Origin of the sequence: Acetatifactor aquisgranensis (assembly GCF_943193215.1) — a bacterium.
In the GTDB taxonomy this organism is placed as follows: Bacteria; Bacillota; Clostridia; order Lachnospirales; family Lachnospiraceae; genus Acetatifactor; species Acetatifactor aquisgranensis.
Map to the genome: position 1 here is coordinate 1 of NZ_CALPDH010000042.1, position 25,623 is coordinate 25,623.

28 protein-coding genes and 1 tRNA gene are annotated in these 25,623 nt (G+C 48.6%); 8 read left to right on the forward strand and 21 right to left on the reverse strand.

What is annotated here, in order from left to right; genetic code table 11:
- Positions 1 to 225: 225 nt before the first annotated feature.
- The 8 genes from NFS35_RS24930 to NFS35_RS24965 all read right to left on the reverse strand — a co-directional run bounded on the left by NFS35_RS24930 (position 226) and on the right by NFS35_RS24965 (position 8,363).
- Positions 226 to 759, reverse strand: a complete 534-nt coding sequence (locus NFS35_RS24930; protein ID WP_251209746.1) for a CvpA family protein — start codon at positions 757 to 759, stop codon at positions 226 to 228.
- Between the two features lie 28 nt (positions 760 to 787).
- Positions 788 to 1,993 carry a DUF5711 family protein gene (locus tag NFS35_RS24935; RefSeq protein WP_251209747.1) on the reverse strand — a complete coding sequence of 402 codons (1,206 nt, stop codon included), beginning with the start codon at positions 1,991 to 1,993 and terminating at the stop codon, positions 788 to 790.
- A 109-nt stretch (positions 1,994 to 2,102) separates the two neighbouring features.
- Positions 2,103 to 3,320 carry a LysM peptidoglycan-binding domain-containing protein gene (locus NFS35_RS24940; protein WP_251209748.1) on the reverse strand — a complete coding sequence of 406 codons (1,218 nt, stop codon included), beginning with the start codon at positions 3,318 to 3,320 and terminating at the stop codon, positions 2,103 to 2,105.
- Positions 3,321 to 3,441: 121 nt separating this feature from the next.
- Positions 3,442 to 4,488 (reverse strand): aldose epimerase family protein, encoded by a 1,047-nt coding sequence (locus tag NFS35_RS24945; protein ID WP_251209749.1) that lies wholly within the window; start codon positions 4,486 to 4,488, stop codon positions 3,442 to 3,444.
- A 161-nt stretch (positions 4,489 to 4,649) separates the two neighbouring features.
- Complete coding sequence (gene recR / locus NFS35_RS24950; RefSeq protein ID WP_251209750.1) at positions 4,650 to 5,246, reverse strand: recombination mediator RecR; 597 nt, start codon at positions 5,244 to 5,246, stop codon at positions 4,650 to 4,652.
- Positions 5,246 to 5,590: a YbaB/EbfC family nucleoid-associated protein gene (locus tag NFS35_RS24955; RefSeq protein WP_251209751.1), complete on the reverse strand. Its 345-nt coding sequence runs from the start codon at positions 5,588 to 5,590 to the stop codon at positions 5,246 to 5,248. Before NFS35_RS24955 ends, recR begins: the two co-directional genes overlap by 1 nt.
- A complete protein-coding gene (dnaX, locus tag NFS35_RS24960) occupies positions 5,590 to 7,170 on the reverse strand; it encodes a DNA polymerase III subunit gamma/tau (RefSeq protein WP_251209752.1) in 1,581 nt (526 codons plus the stop codon). The genes NFS35_RS24955 and dnaX overlap by 1 nt, the downstream gene beginning before the upstream one ends.
- 119 nt (positions 7,171 to 7,289) lie before the next feature.
- Positions 7,290 to 8,363 (reverse strand): 6-phosphofructokinase, encoded by a 1,074-nt coding sequence (locus NFS35_RS24965; protein ID WP_251209753.1) that lies wholly within the window; start codon positions 8,361 to 8,363, stop codon positions 7,290 to 7,292.
- Positions 8,364 to 8,550: 187 nt separating this feature from the next.
- On the opposite strand from NFS35_RS24965, the gene NFS35_RS24970 reads away from it, so the two are divergent.
- Positions 8,551 to 8,641: transfer RNA gene (locus NFS35_RS24970), tRNA-Ser, on the forward strand.
- 118 nt (positions 8,642 to 8,759) lie between these two features.
- Here the strand turns inward: NFS35_RS24970 and NFS35_RS24975 are convergent.
- The 8 genes from NFS35_RS24975 to NFS35_RS25010 form a co-directional block, all read right to left on the reverse strand.
- Positions 8,760 to 11,111 carry an ABC transporter permease gene (locus tag NFS35_RS24975; RefSeq protein WP_251209754.1) on the reverse strand — a complete coding sequence of 784 codons (2,352 nt, stop codon included), beginning with the start codon at positions 11,109 to 11,111 and terminating at the stop codon, positions 8,760 to 8,762.
- The gene (locus tag NFS35_RS24980) at positions 11,095 to 11,790 is read right to left on the reverse strand and encodes an ABC transporter ATP-binding protein (RefSeq protein WP_251209755.1); all 696 of its coding nucleotides are present in this window, start codon (positions 11,788 to 11,790) and stop codon (positions 11,095 to 11,097) included. The genes NFS35_RS24975 and NFS35_RS24980 overlap by 17 nt, the downstream gene beginning before the upstream one ends.
- 63 nt (positions 11,791 to 11,853) lie before the next feature.
- Positions 11,854 to 13,098, reverse strand: a complete 1,245-nt coding sequence (locus NFS35_RS24985; RefSeq protein ID WP_330640448.1) for a HAMP domain-containing sensor histidine kinase — start codon at positions 13,096 to 13,098, stop codon at positions 11,854 to 11,856.
- The gene (locus tag NFS35_RS24990) at positions 13,077 to 13,778 is read right to left on the reverse strand and encodes a response regulator transcription factor (protein ID WP_251209756.1); all 702 of its coding nucleotides are present in this window, start codon (positions 13,776 to 13,778) and stop codon (positions 13,077 to 13,079) included. Before NFS35_RS24990 ends, NFS35_RS24985 begins: the two co-directional genes overlap by 22 nt.
- The gene (locus NFS35_RS24995) at positions 13,768 to 13,953 is read right to left on the reverse strand and encodes a helix-turn-helix domain-containing protein (RefSeq protein WP_251209757.1); all 186 of its coding nucleotides are present in this window, start codon (positions 13,951 to 13,953) and stop codon (positions 13,768 to 13,770) included. Before NFS35_RS24995 ends, NFS35_RS24990 begins: the two co-directional genes overlap by 11 nt.
- 182 nt (positions 13,954 to 14,135) lie before the next feature.
- Complete coding sequence (locus NFS35_RS25000) at positions 14,136 to 14,333, reverse strand: hypothetical protein (protein ID WP_251209758.1); 198 nt, start codon at positions 14,331 to 14,333, stop codon at positions 14,136 to 14,138.
- A 120-nt stretch (positions 14,334 to 14,453) separates the two neighbouring features.
- A complete protein-coding gene (locus NFS35_RS25005) occupies positions 14,454 to 15,467 on the reverse strand; it encodes a GH25 family lysozyme (RefSeq protein ID WP_251209759.1) in 1,014 nt (337 codons plus the stop codon).
- Entirely contained in the window at positions 15,457 to 15,705 is a 249-nt protein-coding gene (locus tag NFS35_RS25010) for a phage holin family protein (RefSeq protein ID WP_251209760.1), read from the reverse strand. Before NFS35_RS25010 ends, NFS35_RS25005 begins: the two co-directional genes overlap by 11 nt.
- Positions 15,706 to 16,104: 399 nt before the next feature.
- On the opposite strand from NFS35_RS25010, the gene NFS35_RS25015 reads away from it, so the two are divergent.
- From NFS35_RS25015 to NFS35_RS25040, 6 genes are all read left to right on the forward strand, one after another.
- The gene (locus NFS35_RS25015) at positions 16,105 to 16,473 is read left to right on the forward strand and encodes a hypothetical protein (RefSeq protein ID WP_016303272.1); all 369 of its coding nucleotides are present in this window, start codon (positions 16,105 to 16,107) and stop codon (positions 16,471 to 16,473) included.
- 147 nt (positions 16,474 to 16,620) lie between these two features.
- On the forward strand, positions 16,621 to 17,112 hold the full coding sequence (locus tag NFS35_RS25020; RefSeq protein WP_251209761.1) for an RNA polymerase sigma factor: 492 nt from the start codon (positions 16,621 to 16,623) through the stop codon (positions 17,110 to 17,112).
- Positions 17,103 to 17,870 carry a zf-HC2 domain-containing protein gene (locus tag NFS35_RS25025; protein WP_251209762.1) on the forward strand — a complete coding sequence of 256 codons (768 nt, stop codon included), beginning with the start codon at positions 17,103 to 17,105 and terminating at the stop codon, positions 17,868 to 17,870. Before NFS35_RS25020 ends, NFS35_RS25025 begins: the two co-directional genes overlap by 10 nt.
- On the forward strand, positions 17,858 to 18,781 hold the full coding sequence (locus NFS35_RS25030; protein WP_251209763.1) for an ABC transporter ATP-binding protein: 924 nt from the start codon (positions 17,858 to 17,860) through the stop codon (positions 18,779 to 18,781). The genes NFS35_RS25025 and NFS35_RS25030 overlap by 13 nt, the downstream gene beginning before the upstream one ends.
- Positions 18,769 to 19,533 carry an ABC transporter permease gene (locus tag NFS35_RS25035; RefSeq protein ID WP_251209764.1) on the forward strand — a complete coding sequence of 255 codons (765 nt, stop codon included), beginning with the start codon at positions 18,769 to 18,771 and terminating at the stop codon, positions 19,531 to 19,533. Before NFS35_RS25030 ends, NFS35_RS25035 begins: the two co-directional genes overlap by 13 nt.
- 12 nt (positions 19,534 to 19,545) lie before the next feature.
- Complete coding sequence (locus tag NFS35_RS25040) at positions 19,546 to 20,292, forward strand: ABC transporter permease (protein WP_251209765.1); 747 nt, start codon at positions 19,546 to 19,548, stop codon at positions 20,290 to 20,292.
- A gap of 373 nt (positions 20,293 to 20,665) precedes the next feature.
- Here the strand turns inward: NFS35_RS25040 and NFS35_RS25045 are convergent, their stop codons facing one another.
- The 5 genes from NFS35_RS25045 to NFS35_RS25065 all read right to left on the reverse strand — a co-directional run bounded on the left by NFS35_RS25045 (position 20,666) and on the right by NFS35_RS25065 (position 24,898).
- Positions 20,666 to 20,845, reverse strand: a complete 180-nt coding sequence (locus tag NFS35_RS25045; RefSeq protein WP_251209766.1) for a hypothetical protein — start codon at positions 20,843 to 20,845, stop codon at positions 20,666 to 20,668.
- Positions 20,814 to 21,635, reverse strand: a complete 822-nt coding sequence (locus NFS35_RS25050; protein ID WP_251209767.1) for a hypothetical protein — start codon at positions 21,633 to 21,635, stop codon at positions 20,814 to 20,816. The genes NFS35_RS25045 and NFS35_RS25050 overlap by 32 nt, the downstream gene beginning before the upstream one ends.
- Before the next feature lie 175 nt (positions 21,636 to 21,810).
- Positions 21,811 to 22,911, reverse strand: a complete 1,101-nt coding sequence (locus NFS35_RS25055; RefSeq protein WP_251209768.1) for a hypothetical protein — start codon at positions 22,909 to 22,911, stop codon at positions 21,811 to 21,813.
- Positions 22,908 to 24,209, reverse strand: coding sequence for a VirD4-like conjugal transfer protein, CD1115 family (locus tag NFS35_RS25060; protein ID WP_251209769.1), 1,302 nt, complete (start codon positions 24,207 to 24,209; stop codon positions 22,908 to 22,910). Before NFS35_RS25060 ends, NFS35_RS25055 begins: the two co-directional genes overlap by 4 nt.
- Positions 24,210 to 24,301: 92 nt before the next feature.
- Positions 24,302 to 24,898: a ClpP family protease gene (locus NFS35_RS25065; RefSeq protein ID WP_251209770.1), complete on the reverse strand. Its 597-nt coding sequence runs from the start codon at positions 24,896 to 24,898 to the stop codon at positions 24,302 to 24,304.
- A gap of 301 nt (positions 24,899 to 25,199) precedes the next feature.
- Here NFS35_RS25065 and NFS35_RS25070 point away from each other — a divergent pair, with 301 nt between their 5' ends.
- Complete coding sequence (locus NFS35_RS25070) at positions 25,200 to 25,523, forward strand: hypothetical protein (RefSeq protein WP_251209771.1); 324 nt, start codon at positions 25,200 to 25,202, stop codon at positions 25,521 to 25,523.
- The last annotated feature ends 100 nt before the right edge of the window (positions 25,524 to 25,623 follow it).

Below are 25,623 nucleotides of genomic sequence, written 5' to 3' on the forward strand. Positions count from 1 at the left end.
CAAGGTGCTCCGTCGTCTTCATCAGCGACAACTCTGATAGGATATCACATGCCATCGCTTTTGTCAACAACTTTTTTCAACTTTTTTATTTTTTCTGCCGCATCTCCTCATGAAATGAAGCAATGCTTTCTGGCAGGTTCTTATTATAGCATCGGGTCTTTTTGTTTGTCAACACTTTTTTCAAGTTTTTTCCAGTTTTTTTCCATTAATCAACTCCTGCAGGATTTACAGATGGAGTCCTTCCAACAATGGAACGAACCGGAATTTGTCCAGAAAGCCCTCGATGCCTTTCGCCAGATAATTGTGGGCATATATCCAGGTCAGGAGCCTGCTCTTCTCTGTGCAGGAAAGAATCGTCTGGCCGATGGCGCCTATGTCCATCATCATCATGAACGCGTAAATCGTCCACAGCACCAATACCACCTCGAATACGCCGAACAGGATGCCCAGCAGCTTATCCACAAGATGAACCACCGGCAGTTTCGCGGCCAGCTTTGCAGAGAAGAATACAAGGCCCAGCAGATGGTGGGCCGTAAGCAACAGGATAAGCAGAATCACAATTACGATCACATTGAATATCCTGCCGTCATGATAGCTGGTCACGCCATAGGCAATCAGGGCCGCCACCACGCTGAGCACAATCAGGGAGACCAGGGAAATGACTTCTTTCACGATTCCTTTTCTGTATCCGTCCACCATTTTAATCAAAGCGGCTGCGAGCACAGCGATCAGCACTATATTCAGATTCCATTCATTCATCTTTTTTCTCCTATTATATGTATGTTCTTTATTTCAACCGTATCGTATCGATAGAATCATCTGTTATCAGCAGATATTTATATCCGTTTCCCACAGGGGCCATCAGCCGCACCGTTTTGGAAAAGGGGCCGTAGAACTTTTCTATGCCGTCCATTGTCATTATCTGGCATTCTTTCTCATTATATATCACGAAATTGTCTCTGCCGAAAAAAATATCGGTGTAATCTATATCAAAATAGAAATCGCTGACCTTGCCGGACTCGGTGTCATAGACTTTCAGCTGGTATCTGTTTTCGTTGTTATTCGAGAGAAAGACAAGGCCGATGTAATTACCGCCGGAAAAGACGGACCTGATTTCCCTGTCGTAGAGATGCCCCTCCTCTTCCTCAGGCACATGGGCCCCGGAAAAAATAGTCAGCCTGTTGTCTCCCACCGCGAACGCGGTATCATTGTCCAGAAAGCCCACGCAGGGGATCACCATGTCCGTGTACGAATAGGTGCTCACCAGGCCGTCGCTGTAATTGGAGCCTACAAGGCCGAAATTGTAAAAGCCGAGTTTCGTCTTCAGGATGCCCGCGTCCACGTACACATAGGCCACAAGGAGCAGCTCTCCGTTGGGCGAGACACTGATAGCCATCGGATAGCCGGCGTCATCCATATGGCTCCGGCCCTCCCTGGTCATCTCTCCGCTGCTGTCATAGGTGTTGATCCATGTGACATCCGTGTCAGCCAGCACCGCCGTCACATTGCCGGTCTCAGAGACGGCTAACTCCCGGATAGGCATCGTGGTGGTAATCTGTCCCAGCAGCTTTTCCGAATCCGCAAGATAGATGCTCCTCCCATTGTATTCCCCTATGGCGACGGTCTCACCATTCCTGGCCAGTATCACATCCTGAATCTCAAAGGTCTGGTTCCAGACCACGTTTCCTTTCGCGTCCGTGCAGTGGGCGCCGTCCTTACTGTAGGTCAGGACAGAGCTGCCCAGCTTTACATCCGTAGTGTCGCTTATGACCTCCCGGGGGCTTGTGGCGACGATATCGTAGTCCGTGTAAGTGCGCCGCTTGTACTGTATCACTACGAAGACGGCAAACGCTGCCAGGAGAAGCAGAATCAGCAGGACCCGGTATACGGCGGCCAGCTTGTGGCGGGCTATCTTTTCCTTATAGTCAATCTGCTTTTTTTCCCGCTTCTCTCTCTTTTCTTTTTCTTTCATGTAACTTCTGATATCCGCCATGGTTCCTCCTGGCTTTTCATGCAGTGTATCATCGTATCGCATATACCATGGTATGGATGGCCATCCGGCCGTCATGCGCTACGAGTAAGGTCATTATATCATAGATTTCTCATTGTGGCAGAAAAATTTTTTCTCCCTCCTTGATATCATCCGGGTCGCCGATATTGTTGAGGGCGCATACCTCCGCCACCCGGGCGTCGCTGCCGTATTGTCTGATACAGATATCCGTCATGGTATCCCCTCTGCGCACGATATACGCCACCATCTCCGCAGCAGGCGCTGCCACCGGCTCAGGTTCCGGGGTGGGGGCTGCCGTGGGCTCCGGCGTAGGCTGTACGGCAGGTTCCGGCGAAGGCGCTTCTGTAGGCTGTATGGTCTGCTCAGGCGCAGGCTGAACCTCTGATTCCGGACTGTCCTCCCGCGGCGTCCGGGCAGGCAGGTCTGTCCCCTGCGGCTGCTCTGCGTCCGAGCTGCCGGAGGACAGGGGTTCTGCGGGCCCGGGGCTTGCCGCCGTGTTTTCCTTACGGATAGCATCCGCCAGCTTGTCCTCCGCCACGATGGTCCCTACCTGGGCGCCGCTGCCCATCACTTCCACCGCATCGGGGAGCTGTTTCTGCGACATGTCGTCCATCAGCTGTCTGACATCGGCCTGCAGCCGGTCCAGGCCCTCTCCGCCTCCCATAGTGGCAAGGCCTGCGCCGCACAGCAGCACGAAACCGGCAGCCACGGCCAGTTTCCCGCTTCTGGGGGACGGGGCGGGCTTCTCCTTGCGGATGGCGGAGCCTCGCCGGAAAACATGTCCCGTTTTTTCATCCGCAAGGGCACGGCGCTCTTCCTGCCGTTTTTTTACCATATCATACTTTTCCCGGGCGACCTCCTCCGGCTTTGCCTCCCCCTGTCTGTCGTCCAGCATAAAGGCCAACATGGAATCGTTCTTCTCGTAAAACTGGGCATAACCCTCCACATACCGGCACACATTCTGCTCGCAGATATGAAAGCCCTCCACCATCTCCCCATCCAGCAGGCGATAGCCGAGGAACACATATTCCGGGAAATATTTCCTGCGCTGTTTCTCTGCCTCCTGGCAGACTGCCTGGGACAAATGGCGGCACTCCCGCTGTAGGAAGTTCAGCTTGCAGGCCCCATAGAGGAATAAATATGTAATCTCGTTTTCCTCTTTTCTCGTACCGTACAGCGCCACTGCCAGCCCCTTTTCCCGGGCATACTGATTCAGCTGCCTGATATAGGAAATCACATAATCCTCCACATAGATTTTGCAGTGAGGATTCGTTTCTCCAATCTGTGTAATGTTTTTGGGCAATTCCATACAAAAACACCTCCCATACCGTTTGTACTAATCATAACATCGGTATGCGAGGTATTTTAGCATTCTTTGTCGCGGCGGAAACAGAACTCTTCGACAATCTTTGCAGACAGCCTCCCGGCAATCAATCTACGTCAAACCGATAGACTGTCACGGAATCGTACTCTTTCTCTCCGCCGAAGATACAGGAGGGAAATGCCGGCTTGTTGGCGGAATCGGGAAAATACTGGGTTTCCAGACATAATCCTCCACGGCGGGCATAGACTGCCTCCCCTTTTCCTCTCTCCTCCTCGATAAAGTTGCCCGCATAGAACTGTACGCCGGGCAGTGTGGTGTAAGCCTCCATGACCCTGCCGCTCTGTGGGCTTTTCAGCGTAGCGAAGCGGCGCAGCGTCCCGTCCCATCCATCAATGACCCAGTTGTGGTCATATCCGCCGGCAAAGGTAAGCTGCTCAAAATCCGCGTCGATTTCTTCCCCAACCTTTTTCCCCGCCGTAAAGTCCATGGGCGTACCTTTCACATCGGCAATCTCCCCCGTGGGAATGGAACCTGCGTCCGCAGGGGTATAACGAGATGCCCCCAGCCACAGCTGGTGCCCCTCTATACTGCCGCTGCCATGGCCCTCCAGATTGAAATAGGAATGATTGGTCAGGTTCAGAATCGTCCTCTTATCGCTGGATGCATGATAGTGCAGCCGCAGCTCATTCTCCTCATTCAAAGAATATGTAACCTCCGCAGTCTTTGTACCCGGAAAGCCCATATTATCCGCCAAATCCTTCAAGCGAAACGTGACACTGTCCTCGCCAGGCTCTGCCTCCCAAAAGCACTTATGCCAGCCACGCTCCCTGTCACTGTGCAGATTGTTGACACCATCATTGGCCGCCAGCGGACACTCGACGCCGTCCAGCAGAAAAGAGGCTCCCCCTATCCTGTTAGCGCTGGGACCAATCACCACCCCAAAAAAGCAGCCATTCTCCAGATAATCCTCCGCCCTGTCAAAACCCAGCACCACATCCGCAAGCCGCCCCTGCCTGTCCGGAACCTCCACTTTCACCAGTGCCGCTCCTATGTTCGCAACCGACACCCGCATGCCATTCCTGTTTTCCATGGTATAGAGGCTGACCTCCCGCCCATCCGAATATCTCCCAAAAGAACTGATTCTAACTGCCATATCCATCCTCCTCATTCTGCGTTTTCCCCTAAAGCCCTTTTGTCCAGAACATCCAATAGTCTGGTGCAAGTCCGGAAAAATGCCCCTGCACAAAGCGGACTTTTTCGCCCGCGAGCCCAGAAGCTCTTGGCTGGCGTCCTTTGGCCGCCCGGAACTTCTTCTCACACTTCTACACGTCCCTCCAAAGCACGCAAAAGCGTAACTTCATCAATGTATTCCAAATCACCGCCCACCGGTACGCCGCTGGCGATGCGTGTCACCCTGATGCCTGTGGGCTTGACGAGTTTGGCAATGTACATGGCCGTGGTCTCACCCTCCAGGCTGGAATTGGTGGCGATGATGACCTCGTCCACCTCTCCCCGAAGCCTCTCCATCAGTTCTTTCAGCCTGATGTCCCCGGGGCCGATGCCCAGCATGGGGGAAATGGCGCCGTGGAGCACATGGTATATGCCCTCGTATCTGCCGGTCTTCTCATAGGCCGCCAGATCCCTTGTATTCTCCACCACCATGATGAGCCTGTGGTTGCGCTTCTGGTTGGCGCAGACGGGGCATATCTCCCTGTCGGTCAGAGTAAAACATTCCTTACAATAGCGGACGTTCTCCCGTGCCTCTGTGATCACGTCCGTCAGGCGCTTTACCTTGTCCTTAGGCATATTGATTAGGTGAAAGGCCAGCCGCTGCGCGGATTTGCTGCCGATGCCCGGAAGCCCCGACAGTTCTTCTATTAATTTATTGATGTGTCCGCTGTACAAATCCATCAGAAAGGCAGGCCTCCCAGTCCGCCTGTCATCTTGCCCATCAGCTCGCTGCCGGCCTCATCCGCCTTACGCAGCGCCTCGTTGACTGCCGCCACGATCAGATCCTGCAGCATCTCCACATCATCCGGATCCACCACTTCCTGGGACAGCGTCACTTTCAGAAGCTCCTTTTTGCCGCTTACTGTGGCCTCCACCGCACCACCGCCTGCGGATGCCGCAAACTCCTTGGTCTCCAGTTCTTTCTGGCCCTCCTCCATCTGACGCTGCATCCTCTGGGCCTGCTTCATCAGGTTCGCCATGTTCCCGGGCATGCCGCCTCCGGGAAAGCCTCCTCGCTTTGCCATTACTCTTGATCCTCCTCTTCCTCTATTTCCATCTGAATCACCTGGGAAATGTCTACATAATTGTCTTCAAATTCCTGTACCCCGCCGACTGTCTGGATGTTAACCTCTATCTCTTTTCCGGAAAAGTCGGACAGCAGTGCCTCCAGCAGCGCCTTGTGCTCGGACTTGTTGAAATAATCGGATGCCATGCCGTCCGCAAATACCACACAGAGCCGGTTGTCGCCCCCCAGGCTGAGCCTGGCGGATTTCAGATAGATGCGCATGGGATTCTCCGCGCTTCCCACGATTGCGGGCCACTTGGCCACAATCTGCCGCACATCCTCCGGGATAGCCTTGGCCAGCCGGGGCTTTGCCTTGGGCTGTGCGCTCCCCCCGGCTGTGCCGCCGCCCTGCGGGACACCGTCTGAAGCCGCAGCCACCACCACGCCTTTCTCCAGCTTATCCTCCACCTGGCGGATGCGGTCCAGCATGGCGTCGGTCTCCACCTCCATCTGTGGCCTGCACAGTTTAATCAGGGCGATTTCCACCAGAATCCTCTTCTGAGCCGACTGCCGGATCTGTCCTGACAGTTCGGAGAAAATGCGGATGAAACGGATGATCCGGTCCATGTCCGCCATGGTGGATTCCTCTTTCAGACGCTTTAAATTGTCCGTGGACATGTCGATGACATCCTCCAGGTTGTCGGAAGCCTGCACCAGCATCAGATTGCGCAGGTACCAGGTGAAATCCGTCACGAACTGGGTCAGCTCCCTGCCCTGCATCACGATTTCCTCCAGCAATTCCACGCAGCCTAACACGTCCCTGTTGAGACAAAAGCGCAGCAGCCTGCTGAACACCTCCGTGTCCACCGCCCCCAGCACGTCCAGGACCTTGTCGTAGGTCAGCTCATGGCCTAAGTGGAAAGCGATGCACTGGTCCAGCAGGCTCAACGCGTCGCGCATGGAGCCGTCCGCGGTCTTGGCGATATAGCGCAGGGCTTTCTCCTCCACCTGCACGCCCTCTTCTTTGGTCAGCTCCTGCATCCTGGCCGTAATCGTATCGATGGTGATGCGTTTGAAATCATACCGCTGGCACCGGGACAGAATCGTGATGGGCAGCTTGTGCACCTCTGTGGTGGCCAGGATGAAGATTACATAGGAGGGGGGCTCCTCCAGGGTCTTCAAAAGAGCATTGAAAGCTCCCGCGGACAGCATATGCACTTCATCGATGATATAGACCTTGTACTTCCCCTCCGCCGGGGAATAGGAAACCTCCTCCACAATCTCGCGGATATTGTCCACGCCATTGTTGGAAGCGGCATCAATCTCAATCACGTTCATGCTGGCGCCCGCGGCGATGGCACGGCAGATGCGGCATTCCCCGCAGGGGCCCTCGGCCGTAGGATTCTCGCAGTTCACCGCCCGGGCCAGGATTTTCGCCACGGTAGTCTTGCCGGTCCCTCTGGTTCCGGTGAACAGATACGCGTGGCCGATGCGTTTCGCCGCCAGCTGGTTCTTCAGCGTAGTCACGATATGATCCTGCCCTTTCACATTCGCAAGGGTATCCGGCCGGAACTTCCGGTATAGCGCCATGTACGACATAGAATTCTTCCTCTTTAAAAAATTTCAGGATTTTGTCCTGCACACAGGGAAGGCACGCTTTACCGCATGCCCTCCGCTCTTTACATATCATTCTTTTTCCAATTTTTAAAAGCCTGTCCTTAATCGCCGAAGCAGATGCCCAGGAGCTTCGCCTCTTTTACGATGGAGGCATCCGGGGATACGGCTTTGAGCTTGCCCGCCACATCCTCCAGGGGAACCCGCACTACTTCACGGTTCTTGTATCCTACCATGAACCCATACTGGTTGTCCAGAATAAGTTTTCCTGCCTCTGCACCCAGGCGGCTGGCGAATACACGGTCATACGGGCAGGGGCTTCCGCCGCGCTGCATATGGCCGGGAACGGTCACGCGGACTTCAATGCCGGTCTTCTTCTGGATAGCATCGGCTAACTCATAAGAAACTGACGGATGTGTCATCTTCTTGAGCTTTTTCTTGTACTCTTTCTTGGAAAGCTTCGCATCCTCCTTGGAGATAGCGCCCTCTGCCACAGCGATGATGGTGAAGCCGCTGCCTCTTCTGTTCCTGTCCTCAATCTTCTCCACCACTTTCTTGATATCATAGGGGATTTCGGGAATCAGGATGATGTCAGCGCCGCTGGCCATGCCGGCGTTCAGAGTCAGCCATCCCACCTTGTGGCCCATGACCTCCACGATGAAGACACGGCTGTGGGAGGCGGCTGTGGTGTGAATATAGTCGATCGCGTCCGTGGCGATGTCCACCGCGCTCTGGAAGCCGAAAGTCATGTCCGTGCCCCAGAGGTCATTGTCGATGGTCTTGGGCAGAGTAATGACATTCAGACCCTCGTTGCTTAAAAGGTTCGCTGTCTTGTGGGTGCCGTTGCCGCCTAAGACCACAAGGCAGTCAAGCTGGAGCTTGTAGTAGTTCTGCTTCATGGCCTCCACTTTGTTCAGGCCGTTCTCATCGGGATCCTGAATGGTCTTGAAAGGGGTCCGGGAGGTGCCCAGAATCGTGCCGCCCTTGGTCAGGATGCCGGAGAAGTCCTTGCCGGTGAGCATCTGGAACTTGCTGTAAATCAGTCCCTTATAGCCGTCCTGGAATCCGTAGATTTCCACCTGCTCGTCGCTGTTGTACAGCGTCTTCACCACGCCTCTCATGGCCGCGTTCAGTGCCTGGCAGTCGCCGCCGCTGGTCAACATACCAATTCTCTTCATGTCTCATATCCTCCTATCGTTTTATATTTTTGTGTGTATGTGATTGCTTTCCACACCTTTCCATCTAAAATTTTACCCTTTTCCGGATCATTTTGCAACCTTTCTGAGAAAAAAACGTTTCTGGCTCTTGCAAAAAATGGCCGGATACTATAGAATAAAGGAGGCGGATGAAAATCTGCCGGAATCGGGAGAGTTATCGAAGCGGTCATAACGAGCTGCACTCGAAATGCAGTTGTCCTTTACAGGGCACGTGGGTTCGAATCCCACACTCTCCGCCAGACGCTTACGTCCACAAGCGGGTTCGCCGCTTGTGGGCTTTTTTATTTCACCGCTTTTTCGGGGAGTATATTCTTAGTTCTCTCCTAAATTTTGAGAAGCCGCCTGCTAAAAAAACTATTATTGTATATTGATTGTTTCTACAATAGACATATTATGAATTCTTTTAGTCGGTCTGTATATGGCAAAAGCTACTGATACCAAAACAATCAGAATAATTATCCCTACTTTTACCCAGGGTACTTCCCACGGGTCTCCCCATTGGCGGCTTACCAGCATATTAAACAAAAACTTATTGCAGACCAAGCCGAAACACAAGCCTGCTATACTGCCAATGGCAGCATAGGTAAAGGCTTCTGCCACAATCATTTTTGAAAGCTGTCTATTGCTTAAACCGATAGCACGAAAAGCTCCGTACTGTTTTGTTCGTGCCGCCACACTCATTGCAATGCTGTTAATAATGTTGAATACCGTAATCAAAGCAATTAAAACCAAAAAGCCATAAAGGAACAGCCAGACGCAGTAATACACACTCAATGTGCTGCTGTTATCCATCCGTTTATCGATAAATGAATATCCTGCCCCGTAAGTGCGATGTATCTCATCCACATCGGCATCTGTAGCTTTCCTTGTCAACTGTATATCGATAATTGTATAATCCGTCTGCCCTGTCGTCTGGCGGAAAGTATCTTCGGAGCAGATAACTGTCCCTACATCCGAAGCATTGAAAAAAGGGCTGTCAGACAACATGCCGACAATCTTTATTTCTTTATACTGCCCATCAATGTTTAGGCTTACTGTGTCGCCCACTTGAATCGTATTCTGCGGCTCATATACAATAAGTCCCGTATTCACTTCATTTTGGACGGTATCAAGCGAGCCTTTCAGTAAATATTTTTCTGCCCATTCAAATTGACGCTGCTCATAAGAAATCAAGTCGATTTTTTGCTCTGCATGGCCCGTCACGGCAGGTACGCTGTACAAAAAACTCCGTCCATAAATTTTATCTACAACGGGATTTTCTCTCAAACCGTTCACAAAGTCACTGTTGACAGAGCAGGTATTGTCTCCGCTTACAATAGATATATCCGCCGTCCACGGATGCAAAGGTCTTAAAGTATGATTCATGAATTCGATTGCCACGGAAAACGAAAGGAAAAGGATAATGCTAAGGGCAAACGAGCCCGCCATAAGGATAAAATTTTTGCGGCTCGCTTTCGCATGGTGGATTCCAAGTGCGGTATCCACCTTAAACCATTTTGTACCTGCCGCCTTTCGGACAGGCTGTGTCTCACTTGCGTTTCCGGAAACCGCCGCTAATGGTGAAACTTTTGCTGCCTTTTTTGCCGGTGAGCGAGCCGCCAGCAGGACAGTCAGAAGCCCAACAACTACACCCGCTAAAATACTTGGCAGGCTAATACTAAATGCAGGCATTGCACCAAAATATTCCGGACTTAAGGCACGGAGAATGAAGCACAAAATCCATATTATGGATATCCCTGTAAAAACACCAATCGGAATTGCAGAACGGCACCAGTTTAGTGCTTCTTTGCGGACATACCGCATTATCTGTTTCGGAGTTGCTCCGATGCAACGCATCAGCCCAAAGAACTCTGTCCGCTGTGCAACATTGCTGTTAAGGCTGGTTGCAATCATCATGATGCCTGCAAACAGAACTAACACAAATAATACGGCAGCGGCAACATATACCTGCATCATAAAGGAATTCACGCTCTGCCCAAGCAAGCCGAGCAGTTTCGTATTTTCAAAGACTTGTTCATCCGACAAGTTGAATGCTGTTCTTAAATCCGATATTTTATCCTGCACATTCTTTGTGCCTGCAAATTGAACATAAAAGGCAGCGGCATTTTTTGTCAGATTCGTATCAGCGCAGATATTGTAAAATGCTTCATCTGTCACAAATATGCCATAAGAACCATTGCTCATTAAGTTTGATGTATTTTCCACAAACCCAGATATTTCAAAGGCATATTCTTTTCCATCCGGAGCTTTCATGCTTATTTGCTCCCCGATGCTTAATTCCAATATCCCTTTTGCATTTTCCGTAACTAAGGCTTCTTTCTCTGTCTGAGGGAATTTTCCGTCTGTAAGCATATCGGGGAATATCTTTGACAGCAGTTCTTCCTCTGCTCCACAAATGACAGCGTTTGTCCCATTTAACGAATATCCCTCTTCACCGTTGTAATTTAAGATGGAATAAGAGGAAAGAGCTTCAATGTCCGGGCGGGTCGCTATAATATCCGCTGTCCGGGCATCTATATCCTGGATTCCTATATGCCAGTTTCCTGTTTCTGCCTGCGTTTTCATAATCTGGCTGCGGACGAACATATCAGCCATTCCAAAAATTGTCGTAACCAACAACACCGCCAGAATAATACAAAAAACAGACATCCTGTTCTGTTTTTTATGGATTTTTGCAGAAATAGGAACAAGGTCAAGATAATTTCTCATTTGCTTTCCCTCCCAAATCTGTCAAGACACCATCCGTTACACGAAGCACACGGTCAACCATAGAGGTAAGGTTGTTGTTGTGCGTAATCATAAGAATTGTCTGCTGATAGTGCCGTGATGCCTTTATCAACAGTTCCATCACATCCTGGCTGTTTTTGCTGTCAAGATTTCCGGTAGGCTCATCGGCAAGAATCAGCTTCGGTCTTGTGATCAATGCCCTGCCGATAGCGACACGCTGCTGCTGTCCTCCAGAGAGCTGATTCGGCAGATGATTTCTTCTTTCTGTTAAACCGAGCATCTCCAGCACTTCATCTACATCGGCTGCTTTGGGTTTGCGGTAATCCAAAAGAAGCGGAAAGCTTATATTTTGTTCCACTGTTAATTCGGAGACAAGCTGAAAGGACTGAAAAACAAAGCCTATGTTCCGCCGTCTGAAGATTGTTCTTTCCTCTTCTTTCATGGAAAACAGGTTATTCCCATCTATCGTGACTGTCCCAGACGCAGGAACATCCAAAGCACCGATGCAGTTCAGCAGGGTGCTCTTGCCAGAGCCGGACGCTCCGACAACCGCAGCAAATTCCCCTTTCTCCAAAGAGAACGATACATTTTTCAAGGCATCGACTTTTGCCTCGCCAGTTCCATATGTTTTACACAATTTTTGTACTTTTAAGATTTCCATGTGCAAGTACCTCCTTTTCTCACAAGGATAACTGGGGCAGCTTACAATCAGATGAATTTAACCTTACGATTCAGTAAGGAAAGACAACGTAAAGGTTGTCCCCTGCGAATATTCACTTTGCACAGACAGGAATCCTCCCTGCCCCTCCATAATGGCTTTTGCTAACGGCAGTCCAAGCCCGACTCCCGATGCATGGCAATCATTCCTGCTCCGATAAAACCGTTTGAAGATATGGTGTATGTCCTCTTGCGTAATGCCGTGTCCGTTATCAGAGATAAGGATTCTGAACATGGCAGGGGTACGCTCCCATGAAATATGGATGATTCCTCCACTGTCCGTATGGTCAAGGGCATTCTTCACAATGTTTCCAATCGCTTCGCCCGTCCACTCCATGTCGCAGAAAAACTTCTGTTCTGCTCCATCTATTATAATTTTCTTATTTTCACTGGCTGCGCGTGTCGTCAATTCGCTTATTGCATTGCTGATGACATTTGAGATACTATAATGTCCTTTTTCAAAAAGAATGCTTCCTGCATCTAATCGTGTGATTTTTAGCATCGACTGAATAAGCTGCTCTATTCGCTTTAGCGCAGTTCCTGTCTTTACAGAAAATTCTTTTACCGTATCTGGATTATCTGGCTCACTTTCTATGATTTCCTGATACATATATAGTGCGGACAGAGGAGTTTTTAACTGATGCGATATATCGGAAATCGTGGTTTTCAGAAATTCTTTTGTTTTTCGGTCAGTTTCATTTTGGGATTGCAGCATTGTAGCAAGCTGTTCGACAGAGGACAGCATCTGGCAGAAAGTCCCATCGCTTGTCTGCGGCAGATGGACAGTATAGTTTCCATCTATATAATTCTGAATTGTCTTCTCGGATTTCTGGTATAACTTTTCTCTGTCACACAAAAATAGGATTGTTCCGCCAATCAAAAGAATACTGATGAACAGTTCCATGCACAGTATAGATGACAGCATTCTATCTTTTACGGAGGATATATAAAACAGGCGATTTATATCCATGTTTTCGGTATATCCGATTCGATTTAATAAACCGCTTCCAGACGCGCTTTCTTCTTCGCTTGTCAATGCCTTTGCTATGATATCCTCCGAAATCCCCTGCTCCAGCAGAGACGTGGCAATCGCATTGTCGTGCGCAAAAAATATCTCTCTTGCAGCTTTGGTCTGTGTGTCAGCTATCTTTATGGCTGCCAATAAAAAAACAACGAAAAGGGAAGAAAGAAAAATGCAATACCAACGGGTATGTTTATCACGCAGGAAGCTCATCCGTCCACCTCTTTCCATTGATAGCCAAATCCTCGCACTGTCAGTAAATGCTCTGGATGTGACGGGTCTGTTTCTATTTTTTCGCGCAGCCGCCGCACATAGACGGAAAGGGTATTATTGTCCACATAGTCCCCCGTGCTGTCCCATAATTCGTCCAAAATAATATCTCTTGTAATGATACGGTTTGCATTTTTTACCAACAGGCATATTAAACGATATTCTGCGGCTGTAAGCTCTAACGGATTACCTTTTAATAAGACACGGCTGCCTAAAAGGTCTATCTTAATATCGCCGCACTCCATAACCGTCCCTGCTCCCTGATTTGACAATCCTGCCCGCCGCAGCAACGCCCGGATGCGTGAACATAGTTCGCCCAACTTGAACGGTTTTGTTATGTAGTCATCGCCGCCGCAGTCCAGGCCACGGATAACACTGACTTCTTCATCGGAAGCTGTCAGAAAAATAATCGGTATCTGATTTCCGTTCTTTCGTACTTTTTCACACACCTCAAAACCTGTCCCATCCGGCAATGTAACATCGAGAATCAGCATATCATATTTATCTATCTCTGTTAAATGCGCCAGCGCTTCTTGGACAGAACGGGCAAACTCTACATCGAAGTTGTTTTTCTTTAACGAGTATTTCAGTCCGTCTATCAGACTTACATCATCCTCCAACAATAAAATTCTATTCTCCATAATTCGCAGCCTTTCTCCGCTTATCCACGGGTTTTTTTGTGTTTTGGGGAATAAGCCATACACGATTTATATTTAGGACTCCCTCAATACGGTTTTCCTTACATAGCCGCTGCACACGCCGCACTGATATTTTCCAACATTCTGCCGCTTCCTGTGCTGTCATATATTCAAACATAACTGCCCTCCTTACCCATACTTTATATAGTATATCCGTTTGAACGAATAATATCAACAATGCAATTATGAACGTATGTGTCAAGTCTTAATTGGCATTTTTCTCTTTTTATAGATGTCCGACATTTTCTGCTATTTTCTGATAATTCAGTTTCCATTTTTGATAAAAGCCTGTTTTGCTTTTTAATCAACGAAAGCTGCTATGAATGCCTTTCTGGATGCCGTCCGCATTGCGTCCAGCAGGGGCATGTGGCTGCCAATCCTGTCCACATAAGGGTTCCCTTTCCCGTCTTTCTTTGGTGCTTTCGCCGCGCTCAGTGTCCTGACGGCATCTTCCATCCCTGATATGGGGAGGAAGTAAGTCGTGGGTTCGAATCCCACACTCTCCGCTGTGACAAGAAGCCGCAAACCAGAGATTTTTCAGTAAAACCAAGGATTTGCGGCATCACGAATAATCTATTCAAAGGCATAGGCGGCAGGATGACCCTGCCGCCCTTTTTCTTAGTTGTAAAATGCAGCTTGGATGCTGTTGTATCCGACAATGCCATCCTCTTTCAGGCTAAGCCTGCGCTGCAGGGCCAGCGTGTCTATCCTGGCGGTCTTGCCGAACAGTCCGTCCACCGCCTGGCTGCGTACCAGAATCTCGTTGCACCGCTGCTGCCACCATCTCACCACATGGCCCGCGGAACCCACGACATAGTTCCCCTGGGACAGCCTTGCCTTAAGGGCAATCTGCCTCCGGACATACTGCGTCCTGGAGCCGTCCAGCCCATCCTCCACCAGAGGGTTCCCATCAGCGTCCCGGCACCCGTCAGCATTGGCTGCAGCCTGGAAGCCCAGGATATTCAGGTTGCATCTGTCTTCCCGTTCCACTTTGACCGTACTGCCATCGAAATCCGTGTAGAACCGGTTCATGTCCACGCTGCCGTTCACGCCAGGCAGCCGCCCGGTCGAGGTATACTGCCAGACGTCCGCCACCTCTGCCTCGCTGTCCGGAAGCACGGATGTGTACCTGGCATACCAGACATATACCTGGCCCAGCTGTGCCGTAACCCTCTCCATGTCGAAATAGTTCTGCATGTAGTCCCTGTTGGTATAAATCACAGGGATATAGCCGGCATCCCTGACCCGCTGCAGGAACGCGATGGCCATGTCCGTGGCCATGTCCCTGGTGACAGCCACTCCGTTCTTCCTGGCATAGTTCACGGAATCATACTCAAAGTCAAACGCAATGGGGCACCTCTCCCAATACTTTCCTGCCTGGGCGATGGCATATCCCGCTTCTGCTGCCGCCATCTCCGCCGTATAGGCATAAGAGAACCAATACAGCAGCACATCCATCCCAAGATTGTAGCATGCCAGCGCATTGGCTACATAACGCTGGTCCACGTTGTCTCTGCCGTACCCCGCCCGCAGACCGATGCGCCTGCATCCGGAATCCCGGACACGCTTGATGTCCACAACATATTGATGTTCGGAAATATCCGGGCCCTCATACAATACTTCACTCTTCATCTCCATCCTCCTTCGTCCCCATGTCCGCCCTCTCCTCCACTGTCAGCCTTACGTTCTTCACCAACGGCAGGAGGAATGGCGGCATCTCGACTCCTATATCCAATATATTCTCCAGGATGCTGATTATTTCATTGGCCAGCAGACATATCGCGGTCAGGATTCTGTCCTTTATGTATGCGTCCCTACATTTCAGCCACCGCTTCAACCTGTAGAACGCTTTCGCCCATCTCTGTGCCATTTGGTTCCCTCCAGCCTTGCTGCCATGCAGATTTTCCTCAGGTTGCACTGGTGCATGGACAATGCCTATCAAGTGACCTTGGAAGAGACAATTACCAAAGGAAAGCCTCCTTGCGGCAATAGATGACAAAACAGGAACCTATATCCAAAGCGGTGCACTGCTAGAAAAAACCAATATGACAGTAGACGATTTCCGATGGATTGCGGCGCAGTGCCGGGGGGCGGACAAATCAGTTTGCCATAATTTCTTCTGTAAGATTCAATCCACATACCCATATGACAGAAGTAAATTGTTAGTAAAGTGGGTTTTGCCAAAAACAAGAGGAATAAAAAGCTGGTGTGCAGGTGGTTCTTATAAAATGAATATGGTAAAATTTTATAAGAAACGAGGTAAAGCAATATGGAAAAGAAAATTTATATTACAGAAGAAGAACGGGCAAAGTGCCAAAAGGTGGCTGATGCGTTTGCGGAGCTGTACGAAATGGCGGATATTGTAGTGGTTGATGTAGGCAGATATGGCTTTGTGATGCTGAAATACTATACGCCTCTGCATGGCTTTGAAGAAGATGAAACTTTTACGGACAGCAGGACATTGTTTGAGGAATTGTATCAGGAATGGTTAAACACAAAGCTGTGTTGTATTGCAAAGGAAATGGGTATGAACGACATACTCTATGAAAAGGTGTTCAAAAGTCTGTCAGAAGAAAAGCGGTCGGAATTTATCGGGCGGAAAACTGATTTTGCGAGGACGGCAGAGATAATACTGTAAAATTATTTCGTTAAAAGGTTACCGATAATAAACGGTTCAGCTAAGCAAGGAAAGGCTCTGTCAATGACAGGGTTTTTCCTTTTTAAAAAAATAAAATAATTTGTAACAAATCGCACTTAAAAAGAACTAACAATATGAGGTGCTGATATGGATAAAGAAAAAATTGATGAAATATATCGTGAAAACGCCGCCATGCTATATAAATATCTATGCGGCTTAACGCAGGACAGCGGACTTGCCGAGGAACTGACGCAGGAAACATTCTTTCAAGCAATTAAGGGGATTGACAAGTTTAGGGGAGATTGTAAAATTTCCGTCTGGCTATGCGGTATTGCCAAAAAAATATGGTACAAAGAACTGGAAAAAAGAAGCAGGCACAAAACCGCCCCACTGGACGATACGATACCTTCCACAGAAAATATTGAAAGTAAAAGCCTTAACAATTTAGAAAAAATAGAAATTTTCCGCCTCATGCACAACCTTGATGATGTAACAAGAGAAGTCATGTATTTACGCTTGGCAGGAGAACTACAATTTTCTGAAATTGCGGCTATTTTGGGAAAAACAGAAAACTGGGCGAGGGTAACTTATTACCGTGGAAAACAGAAAATAATGAAAGGAATGAGAGAATGGAACTAAGGGAAAAAGAATTAGCTTGTGAGATTGTCAGAGATTTACTCCCTCTTTATGTTGACGGAATGGTAAGTGATGTTTCTAAAAAGAGCATTGATAACCATTTAGAGCATTGTACAGAATGTAGTGAAATATATCACGATATGGCTTGTCATTTGGAAATGGAAACGCCGTCAACGGAAATTTCAGATGTAAAAAGATTTTTGAATAAAACAAAGAAAATGTATCTGTTATATGGCTTAGGCTGTCTTAGTTTTATTGCAATACTGATCTGTCTGATTGTGGATTTGGCGGTAAACAAAGGAATTACATGGTCTTTGATTGCCGGAAGTTCCTGCCTGTTTGCAGACTCATTTTTATATACTCTTTCAACCTGTAAAAAGAATAAAGGCTGTAAGGCAATGGCAGTAATAAGCATTGGAGTGCTTGTCCTGCTTTCTGTCATACAGATTACCCGATATTATCTGATTGGAACAGGGACATTTTGGCTTTTACGTTATGGTGTGCCTATCCTGCTGTTATGGCTTTGTGTCCTTTGGCTTCCAGTGCTTGCAAGAACATTCCTAAAATGGAATATTTGGGACTGCATAGCATTGTTCCTATTCTTGGTAATCATAGGAAACTATGTCACAAAACTAATCACGGGAGATTATATGTGGGAAGACGCGCTCCATATGCAGGGATTTATAGGCAATGCCCTTGGAGAAGTAATTGGAATTATAATATTTGGAATTATAGGGAGGATTGAAAAATGGAGAAAATAATCAGTGTAAAAAATCTAAGAAAAGCATACAAAAAGGAAACTGCCGTTCAGAATGTATGTTTTGAGCTTGCACCCGGAAATATCATGGGACTATTGGGGACAAACGGGGCGGGTAAAACTACGACATTAAAGATGATTACAAATTTGTGTTCCAAAGATAATGGGAAAATCGTCATAGACAACGTATCATTAGACGAAAATCCCGGACTGGCATTATCAAAGGTTGGGGCGGCACTTGACACCCCTAGTTTTTATCAAGAACTGACTGCAAGAGAAAATATAGAATGTTTTGCACATCTATATGAAAATATCCCAAACGGGCAAGTTATGGAATTGCTTGATTATGTCGGACTTAAGAACCAGGCAGAAAAGAAAGTGAAAAAGTTTTCTCTTGGAATGAAACAAAGACTGGCATTGGCAAGGGCTATGTTAGGACAGCCAAAACTGATTATTTTAGATGAACCGGTAAACGGATTAGACCCGCAGGGACAGATTAACCTATACCGTCTGATTTGCGATATGGCAAAAGAACGAAACACAACATTTATTGTTTCATCACACCAACTGCATGATATGGAAAAATTCTGTACCGATATTTTAATTTTGGATAAGGGAAAAAGTATCTTGCAGGGAAAAACAGAAAACATTTTATCCGAAACAACAAATATCGTTGACTGCATACTGGAAGAAACAATCGCTGCACAGAGTGTCCTCTCTGGGTGTAAAGGAATAAGTCTGATTTCACAGAAAGGAAATCAGTTTACAATCAGACTTGAAAATATCTGTTTTGATGAATTTGTTAAAAACCTTGTAGCAAACCATTTGCATATTCACTATCTTTCCATGCGGAAACACTCATTGCAGGATCTTTTTCTAAAACTGACAGGGGGAGCAGAGCCATGTATCCATTAACAAGATTATATGCAAGAAAATTATACAGACAAAAATTGATTTACATTTTTTTTGCCTGCTTTTTTACAGCTTCTTTCTTTTACGCTTTTCTTATTTCGACACCGCAAATGGAAGAAATGCTGAATATCAATATTGGAATTGTCGGGAGAAAAAATTTCCCCGAATTTATGATGCGGTTTTATGTCGGTACAGTAGGTATTCTTTTTAATGTATTTCTGTTGACGCTGTTTGTTTGTGAAGAAGATAGGAACAAAATGCTTTACCAGCCTTTATTGCATGGGGAAAACCGCAACAGAATGATACGTTCAAAAATCTATGTTGCTGTTAGTATGTCAATGATTTTTGTTTTGTTGGTGGCTTTTATCAATTACATAACAGCCTTTATGCGTTGGGGCTATGAAATCTTTGAACAGGCAGCCTTTATCAGAACCATTATAAAATATCTGTTATCGGGTATCTATATGTCAGTTATAACGCTTGGTATAGTTGCACTTTGTATTTGTACCCGCAACGCATGGAAAACAATATTTTTTGTGATTATTTATCTATTGATTGACCAGTTTATATATAGTTCCAATATTGCTTTATTACAAAAAATATGGGTTGGATATTACTTTAATCTTTGGACGTTTGCATATGAGTATCAGAAAATACCATTTAGCGAACTGCTTATAGGAATATCCATTATGATACTGTACGGAATTGCTTTTTTTCAAATAACCCTATACAGAACAAAAAAAATAGATTTTTGAGAGAGGTAAAAAATGATTATAAGATTACTAAATATACAATTTGCACGACTGAAAAGGCAAAAGATATTATACTTATTCTTTGTTGTAATGGCAGTGATTATCATTTCCAATGCGCTTCAAGAAGATAGTGGCACGGCGAATTTCGCCGCGGGATATTATGCAGGCGGTAAATTTCCAACAATGTGTATGCAGTCCTATATTGATATTGTCGGTACACTATTCCTTAGTTTTATCAGCGCAGTATTGATTTGCGGAGAAAAGGCAAGCGGTATGTTCAGGCAGCCTTTGTTGAATGGCGTTTCCAAAAAACAGCTTTTAATCGCAAAAACTATCAGTATTTCCACAGTTGCACTGATCTGTTTTTTGTTTGTGGTAATCGTCAGCATTATAACAGGTTTCTTTTTATGGGGCAGTCATATCTTCGATCATGCACAGGAATATTTGTTACAAATGTTGTTATTAGCTTTTCCGCAGATAACAATGGTTCTGTTTTTAGTGCTTTTATCCTTGTATATGTCGAATATATCCAGTATGATGTGCGCTTCTTTGATAATTTTATTAGTCAATAATTTATTTAGCCAGTTTTTTGGCAGTTACATATCGTTTGTAGACTTTATGTATTATCTGTATGTTTTTTCCGGGTATAACGGAATGGAATTAACAGGCAAAATGATTGTATTAGGAATTGCTGTTAATGTCATAACAGGAATTATCCTTGTTTATGGAATTAGCAGACGCACGAATAGTATGATAATGTAGAATGTAAGTTAGCGACAGCACAATAACAACAAAAGGCATTCATAATCAGTTAAAAACAAGAAATCTGCCGTGCGGCGGTAAAAGAAAAAACCGTTGCACAGTGGATATTTTTGGTACTTTAATACAGCGGTTTTGAGAAATCAATTCTGCTGTTTTTTAGTTTGTATGTTTATAAGATAAAAACGGCAAATGCTTTAAAGGCAAGGAGATGTGGGCTAATGAAGATAAAACGAAAAATACATGGGAACAGGATGAGAATGTCTATTAAAAGTAATGACACACTGTACACATCAAGGTGCACTGTAAATCAGATTGAAACTGAATTACAGTGTATTTTTTTATGTCGATTTTTGACTGATTTTGTATTTTGCTGTTATTCTGCCAGATACAGGGCCACGATTTCCTCCAAATCTCTGCAGAATTCCCGCAGAACATCCTGTCCCGCCTGCTGGAACAGTTCCACGAAGCGTCTGCATTTCTCGACATATTCATCCTTGTGCTCAAAATACAGGGGCAGATTCTCAATATTCTTCCGTATTATAGCCGTCCTCATCTCCGCAGATGTCTCCGGTCATGTCCTCCTCATCCGGCGGCGTTTCCTCCACTTTCTCCGCCAATGACCAGGGTCTGCGGCCCACGTAGATTCTTTTGAATTGATTCCGTTTCACATTGCCTTCATCTGTCAGGGAACTAGGGGCATCCACAGGCAAACGCCCAACCAAATCGAATCCATTGTCGTGCCCTGCTGCCGGACATGAGAGGACACGGTAGAGATGGAGACCGAACTTCCCGTCATAGCCCCAGAACAGCTGATTCTTTTTACTCCCATCCTCCTCTTTCACGACACACCAGCCCCGCATAAGCCACTCCGCCTGTTCCAGCAGGAAAGCGAAGTCCGTCCGCACTTTCAAACTGCCGCCTACCACAAAGTCATAATCCGCCTGACTCAGGCTGCACCGCATGATCAGGTACAGATAACTGCCGTACAGCTCCTGCCGCGCCCGGATATAGGATTCCGCCATGCTCTCCCCGGTGGACAAATCCGTGAACGTGCCCTCCCGCTGTTTCTCCGCCCAGCGGGCCAAAAGCTCATCCACAAAGCCGGAAAGCTTCTCCTGGCTGAATTTTCCTTTCTCGTCTGTAATCTCCGGCTTGAAAGAGACTCCATGCCCTTTCATGTGCCCAAGAAGCCTGTCTGCCACATCCCGGATGCACAGCAGGTTCTTTTGATAGTCCTCAAATTTCTTCCACAGCGGGCTCTTTTCATACTGAAAATATTTTTCGAAGTCTGCCTCAAAATCTTTTAAGGGTAATTCCCTGCGTGTCTTGTTTTCTTCACTCATGCTTTTTCACCGCACCTTTCTTAAACTTGTGGATTCCGCGCCCGGGGGCATCCCCCTGCATTTTTATCCTCACATGATTATAGCATAAAAGCAAGGTAATAGATGCAAGTAACGTAATGGCGCTGCCGCCTACTGTAGCCCGAACAGGATTGTCGTAATAAGATGTTTTATCGTGTTATTCCTCCATCCGCAGATAGGGTTCCACCCACAGCATATACAGATCCGTCACCGCTGTATTGATTTCCCGCATGGCGGATGCCAGCCGTTCCTCACAGACGTACTTCTCCAGAAGGGCCTGCAGATCCCGGGAGGGAGACTTGGCTGCCAGCTCCCGCAGCGCCCCGGGATGATAGTCCCTCTCAGAGAGGAAAATCCGGCTGCGCAGCGCCCCCGGGGCGGTATCCTGGCTGCCGGGATCGGGCAGTTCTTCCGGGTACTCACAGGCCAGCGTAAAGTAATATCCTTTGGGATCCAGATACCGCTTGTCAATCTCCACCAGCTCCCATCCCTCCAGGTCAGAGCCGTACCGGCAGAGCGCCTCCCGGAAACGCCAAATCTTATCCGCCTCTTCCTGAGGAAGCGTCCTGCCCACCTCTTCCTGCTCCAGATAACAGGAAAGGGCGCCTATGCAGCGGAGGATATAATCCAGATGGTCGAACTCCTGCCATGCGGCAATGTAGCGCCCCAGGATGTCCGCCAGCGCATCTCCCAGGGGCCTGGAGCCGTCATGGTCTTTCAGAAGCATATCCCTCCAACTCCGGGCATAATCCGTCAGATCCGGCTCCGATCCTCCGTTCTTTCCGAATCCCAGATTCATCACAGCGTCCAGGTACTGTCCCAGAGTCATCCGCGTGCAGTGATAGATGTCTTTCGGCCTCAGCCTGCCCCTGGCGTGATCCAGCAGCATCAGACCCAGCAGGACCATGGCATTATTCATCCTGACGCCCCAGACCGGCTCATAGGAATCACGCTCCCCCGTCAGGAGCCTGTCCGGCGAAGACAACCGCGCGAAATCGTTGTCGTGCTCGACTGCAAGCCGGAAACTACGGCTGAAGCCGCGGTAGCTGTCCACAGATACTGACGGATGCTCCCAGAACTCTCCGGTCAGCTCATACATAATCTCCACGTCAGGCTTTCCGAAGAAAACCCGGAATGCGGGAATCCCGGCGAACCGCTTCACCAATTTGACGGCGGCCTCAGGCGAAACCGCCTGAGACTTTGCCGTGCGCGCCAGACGCTCCTCCAGCGTCAGGCGCGCCTCTCTTCCGTCCCTCATACTGCCTCCTTTCCGGACACTTCCTCCTCTGTGTGCATCCACATCACAGACTCCATCAGGCCACGGTAGACTTCATCCTGATTCAGCTCATATTTCCGCGCTTTGCGCGGCTCACTGCCCCTTTCGAATATGAACAGGGTATCCAGCGGCAGGTTCAGGACTGTGGAAACCTGGCAGTTGAACTTCTCGGCGAAGTACTGCGCCGTCCGGGTATCCGTCCCGCCCAGGTACAGGCAATGGTCGCAATTGTTGATGATGGTCTGAGCCTTCGCATGACTATAGAGACCCTCCAGCTGGGAAAGGCTCTGGATGACCACGCTGACATAGATTTCCCGGGAGCGGATTACCGATATGATTTTATCGAAATCCGGTATTACGGTGTTCGTGCTGAAGTCATCCAGGATGAAGCGCACCGGAATCGGGAGACGGCTGTCCGGCTGCCTGTCCGCAGCATCCATGAGGTACTGCAGCGCCTGGGTGTAGAAGAGGTTAATCAGGACGTCCTGGCTGCGGTCGGAGTCGCTGACGGACAGGAACAGAGCCGTCTTCCCTTTGAGAAAGGCACCCATGTCCACCTGTTCCTTCATGCGGAACATCCGCTTCACACCGGAGTATGTCACCACGTCCAGATGCTGGGCCAGGATTCCTTTGATGCTGGCATCCATCTTTTCTGCCCTTGAATTCTGCCGGATCATCCCAATCTTGCGGGCGAAAGCGCTGTCAGGATGAGTGGTGCACTCCTCTTCTATCATATCTTCCAGCCCATCGGTTCCCATCTTCGAAAGAAAGGTGTACGCCTCGTACAAGTCATGCTGCTCCGGAGGCAGCAGATTCAGGACGAAGAGGATAATCGCCTCCAGGTACATCTGGGCTGCCTGGTCCCAGAAAGGCTCTTTACCGTTCAGGCACGGGCAAAGGGCATGAGCCAGCTTCTTTACATCCTGCTCCCGGTAATAATCCCCATTCCGGTTGAGTTCCGCGTCCCGGCACTCCCGGATGTAAGCCAGAGGGTTGTAGCCCCAGGGAGTGCCGGCGACATCGGTAAAGTCCAGGTGCATGACCTTGTAGCCGTTCCTCTCCAGGTGTTCCCCATACAGCCTGCGCAGGTTCCCCTTGGTATCGGCCACAATCAGGCTGTCCTGGGCGTGGAGGATGTTGGGGACCACATAGCCCCTGGTCTTGCCGCCTCCGGACGGTCCCACCAGCAGATCATTGTTGTTGATTCCCGTGGCCCAGGTGTCATTGCTGGCGAAGATGTTTTTTGCAAGGATACGTTTTGTTTTGATGTTGTTGTACATTCTTTTTCCCTCCTGATATGATTGGCTGCCCCGGCATCCGTCCGGCGGATGCCGCAAGGCATTAGTTATTGCGATTCTTGTACGCCGCAGCGTCACTTATCGTCCGCAAGGCTTGTGATGATGCGGTCCGCAAGGCCGAACTCCACGGCCTCCTCCGCCCGGAAGTAGCTGTCGCTGGCGGTCTTGGCCAGGATTTCCTCCATGCTCTTGCCGGAGTGATCCGCGATGACTTTGGCGATAATCTGTCTCGTCTCCATCAGGTCGTCGCTGACCGCTTTCAGCTTCAGGGCGCTGCCGCCGGTCTGGAGGATCAGGGGATCGTGGATCATGAGGCGGCTGTGGGGCAGCATGTCGCGCTCCGCGCCTGAGACGAAGAGCAGAGCCGCCATGGAGGCCGCCAGCCCCACGCAGACCGTCCGGATGGGGCAGCTCACCGCCTGCATCACATCGTAAAGGGCCATGCCGCTGTCCACGCTGCCTCCGGGGCTGTTGATGTACAGGGTGACGGAAGCCTCCGGATTCTGACGCTGCAGATAGCGCAGCTGGCGGATCAGGGCATTCACCGAAGCAGCGTCCACCTCCCCCACCAGCTCCACCTCCCGGTGGGAGAGCATCTCGTCCTGGATGGGGATGCGGTGATAGCCGTGGGATGATTCTTTGATAATGTTCGCTTCGTTAGGGATGTACATGTCGGTTCTCCTTCCTTTTTTGAAAATTCTGTTTTACAGTTCTGTCATACTTTTATGTTTCCATGGCGCCTGCCTTACAATGAATAGTATAGCAGGCACCAATTTCTGCATTCGTAATTATTACGGTCCAAACAGAAATCTCTCGCCCAGCGGTTCCATGGCATCCTGGCGGGCACAGAGATTCCGCCGGTCTTCGATAGCAATCCTCAACACCGTTGAAAACAGGCGGCTTTTGTGGTATTCTTTCTATATAACGCATAACTTCTTTGTCGGCAGGCAAAACAACGAAAGCGGGAAACAGATGAAACACAGAGTCACAGACCCCAAATATCATTTTATAACGCTGTTCGATGACAGAACAGGAACCTATATCCGTTCCGGCGTTATCGAAAACGGCAGAGATACCGGCGCAGACCCATTTATGGCGTCGTTCCCCCATCTCATCGACGTAGGGGTGATGGGGCACTGCATCCACGGGAAAACGGGGCTGTGCCGGAAAGCGGGAATCGGCTGCTACCAGAGCGGCGCGCTGGTAGAAAAGCCCAATATGACAGTGGACGATGGAGTTATGCCTGGGCGGCTGCCCTCTCATGCCGGAAATCGTATTTTGCGGCAGCGAACATAGAAAAATCCAAATATGAAAGGAGCAGGCGGCTATAAAAGCCGCTTTCCTTTCAGAACAAAAATTTACCCCCGGCCATCTATCTCAGGCCGGGGGCTCTGTA

Excerpts from the sequence above, each read along its gene's own strand:
- NFS35_RS24930 (WP_251209746.1), bottom strand. The coding sequence starts at position 759 with ATGAATGAATGGAATCTGAATATAGTGCTGATCGCTGTGCTCGCAGCC.
- NFS35_RS24935 (WP_251209747.1), bottom strand. The coding sequence starts at position 1,993 with ATGGCGGATATCAGAAGTTACATGAAAGAAAAAGAAAAGAGAGAGAAG.
- NFS35_RS24940 (WP_251209748.1), bottom strand. The coding sequence starts at position 3,320 with ATGGAATTGCCCAAAAACATTACACAGATTGGAGAAACGAATCCTCAC.
- NFS35_RS24945 (WP_251209749.1), bottom strand. The coding sequence starts at position 4,488 with ATGGCAGTTAGAATCAGTTCTTTTGGGAGATATTCGGATGGGCGGGAG.
- recR (WP_251209750.1), bottom strand. The coding sequence starts at position 5,246 with ATGGATTTGTACAGCGGACACATCAATAAATTAATAGAAGAACTGTCG.
- NFS35_RS24955 (WP_251209751.1), bottom strand. The coding sequence starts at position 5,590 with ATGGCAAAGCGAGGAGGCTTTCCCGGAGGCGGCATGCCCGGGAACATG.
- dnaX (WP_251209752.1), bottom strand. The coding sequence starts at position 7,170 with ATGTCGTACATGGCGCTATACCGGAAGTTCCGGCCGGATACCCTTGCG.
- NFS35_RS24965 (WP_251209753.1), bottom strand. The coding sequence starts at position 8,363 with ATGAAGAGAATTGGTATGTTGACCAGCGGCGGCGACTGCCAGGCACTG.
- NFS35_RS24975 (WP_251209754.1), bottom strand. The coding sequence starts at position 11,111 with ATGAGAAATTATCTTGACCTTGTTCCTATTTCTGCAAAAATCCATAAA.
- NFS35_RS24980 (WP_251209755.1), bottom strand. The coding sequence starts at position 11,790 with ATGGAAATCTTAAAAGTACAAAAATTGTGTAAAACATATGGAACTGGC.
- NFS35_RS24985 (WP_330640448.1), bottom strand. The coding sequence starts at position 13,098 with ATGGAAAGAGGTGGACGGATGAGCTTCCTGCGTGATAAACATACCCGT.
- NFS35_RS24990 (WP_251209756.1), bottom strand. The coding sequence starts at position 13,778 with ATGGAGAATAGAATTTTATTGTTGGAGGATGATGTAAGTCTGATAGAC.
- NFS35_RS24995 (WP_251209757.1), bottom strand. The coding sequence starts at position 13,953 with ATGTTTGAATATATGACAGCACAGGAAGCGGCAGAATGTTGGAAAATA.
- NFS35_RS25005 (WP_251209759.1), bottom strand. The coding sequence starts at position 15,467 with ATGAAGAGTGAAGTATTGTATGAGGGCCCGGATATTTCCGAACATCAA.
- NFS35_RS25010 (WP_251209760.1), bottom strand. The coding sequence starts at position 15,705 with ATGGCACAGAGATGGGCGAAAGCGTTCTACAGGTTGAAGCGGTGGCTG.
- NFS35_RS25015 (WP_016303272.1), top strand. The coding sequence starts at position 16,105 with ATGGAAAAGAAAATTTATATTACAGAAGAAGAACGGGCAAAGTGCCAA.
- NFS35_RS25020 (WP_251209761.1), top strand. The coding sequence starts at position 16,621 with ATGGATAAAGAAAAAATTGATGAAATATATCGTGAAAACGCCGCCATG.
- NFS35_RS25025 (WP_251209762.1), top strand. The coding sequence starts at position 17,103 with ATGGAACTAAGGGAAAAAGAATTAGCTTGTGAGATTGTCAGAGATTTA.
- NFS35_RS25030 (WP_251209763.1), top strand. The coding sequence starts at position 17,858 with ATGGAGAAAATAATCAGTGTAAAAAATCTAAGAAAAGCATACAAAAAG.
- NFS35_RS25035 (WP_251209764.1), top strand. The coding sequence starts at position 18,769 with ATGTATCCATTAACAAGATTATATGCAAGAAAATTATACAGACAAAAA.
- NFS35_RS25040 (WP_251209765.1), top strand. The coding sequence starts at position 19,546 with ATGATTATAAGATTACTAAATATACAATTTGCACGACTGAAAAGGCAA.
- NFS35_RS25045 (WP_251209766.1), bottom strand. The coding sequence starts at position 20,845 with ATGAGGACGGCTATAATACGGAAGAATATTGAGAATCTGCCCCTGTAT.
- NFS35_RS25050 (WP_251209767.1), bottom strand. The coding sequence starts at position 21,635 with ATGAGTGAAGAAAACAAGACACGCAGGGAATTACCCTTAAAAGATTTT.
- NFS35_RS25055 (WP_251209768.1), bottom strand. The coding sequence starts at position 22,911 with ATGAGGGACGGAAGAGAGGCGCGCCTGACGCTGGAGGAGCGTCTGGCG.
- NFS35_RS25060 (WP_251209769.1), bottom strand. The coding sequence starts at position 24,209 with ATGTACAACAACATCAAAACAAAACGTATCCTTGCAAAAAACATCTTC.
- NFS35_RS25065 (WP_251209770.1), bottom strand. The coding sequence starts at position 24,898 with ATGTACATCCCTAACGAAGCGAACATTATCAAAGAATCATCCCACGGC.
- NFS35_RS25070 (WP_251209771.1), top strand. The coding sequence starts at position 25,200 with ATGAAACACAGAGTCACAGACCCCAAATATCATTTTATAACGCTGTTC.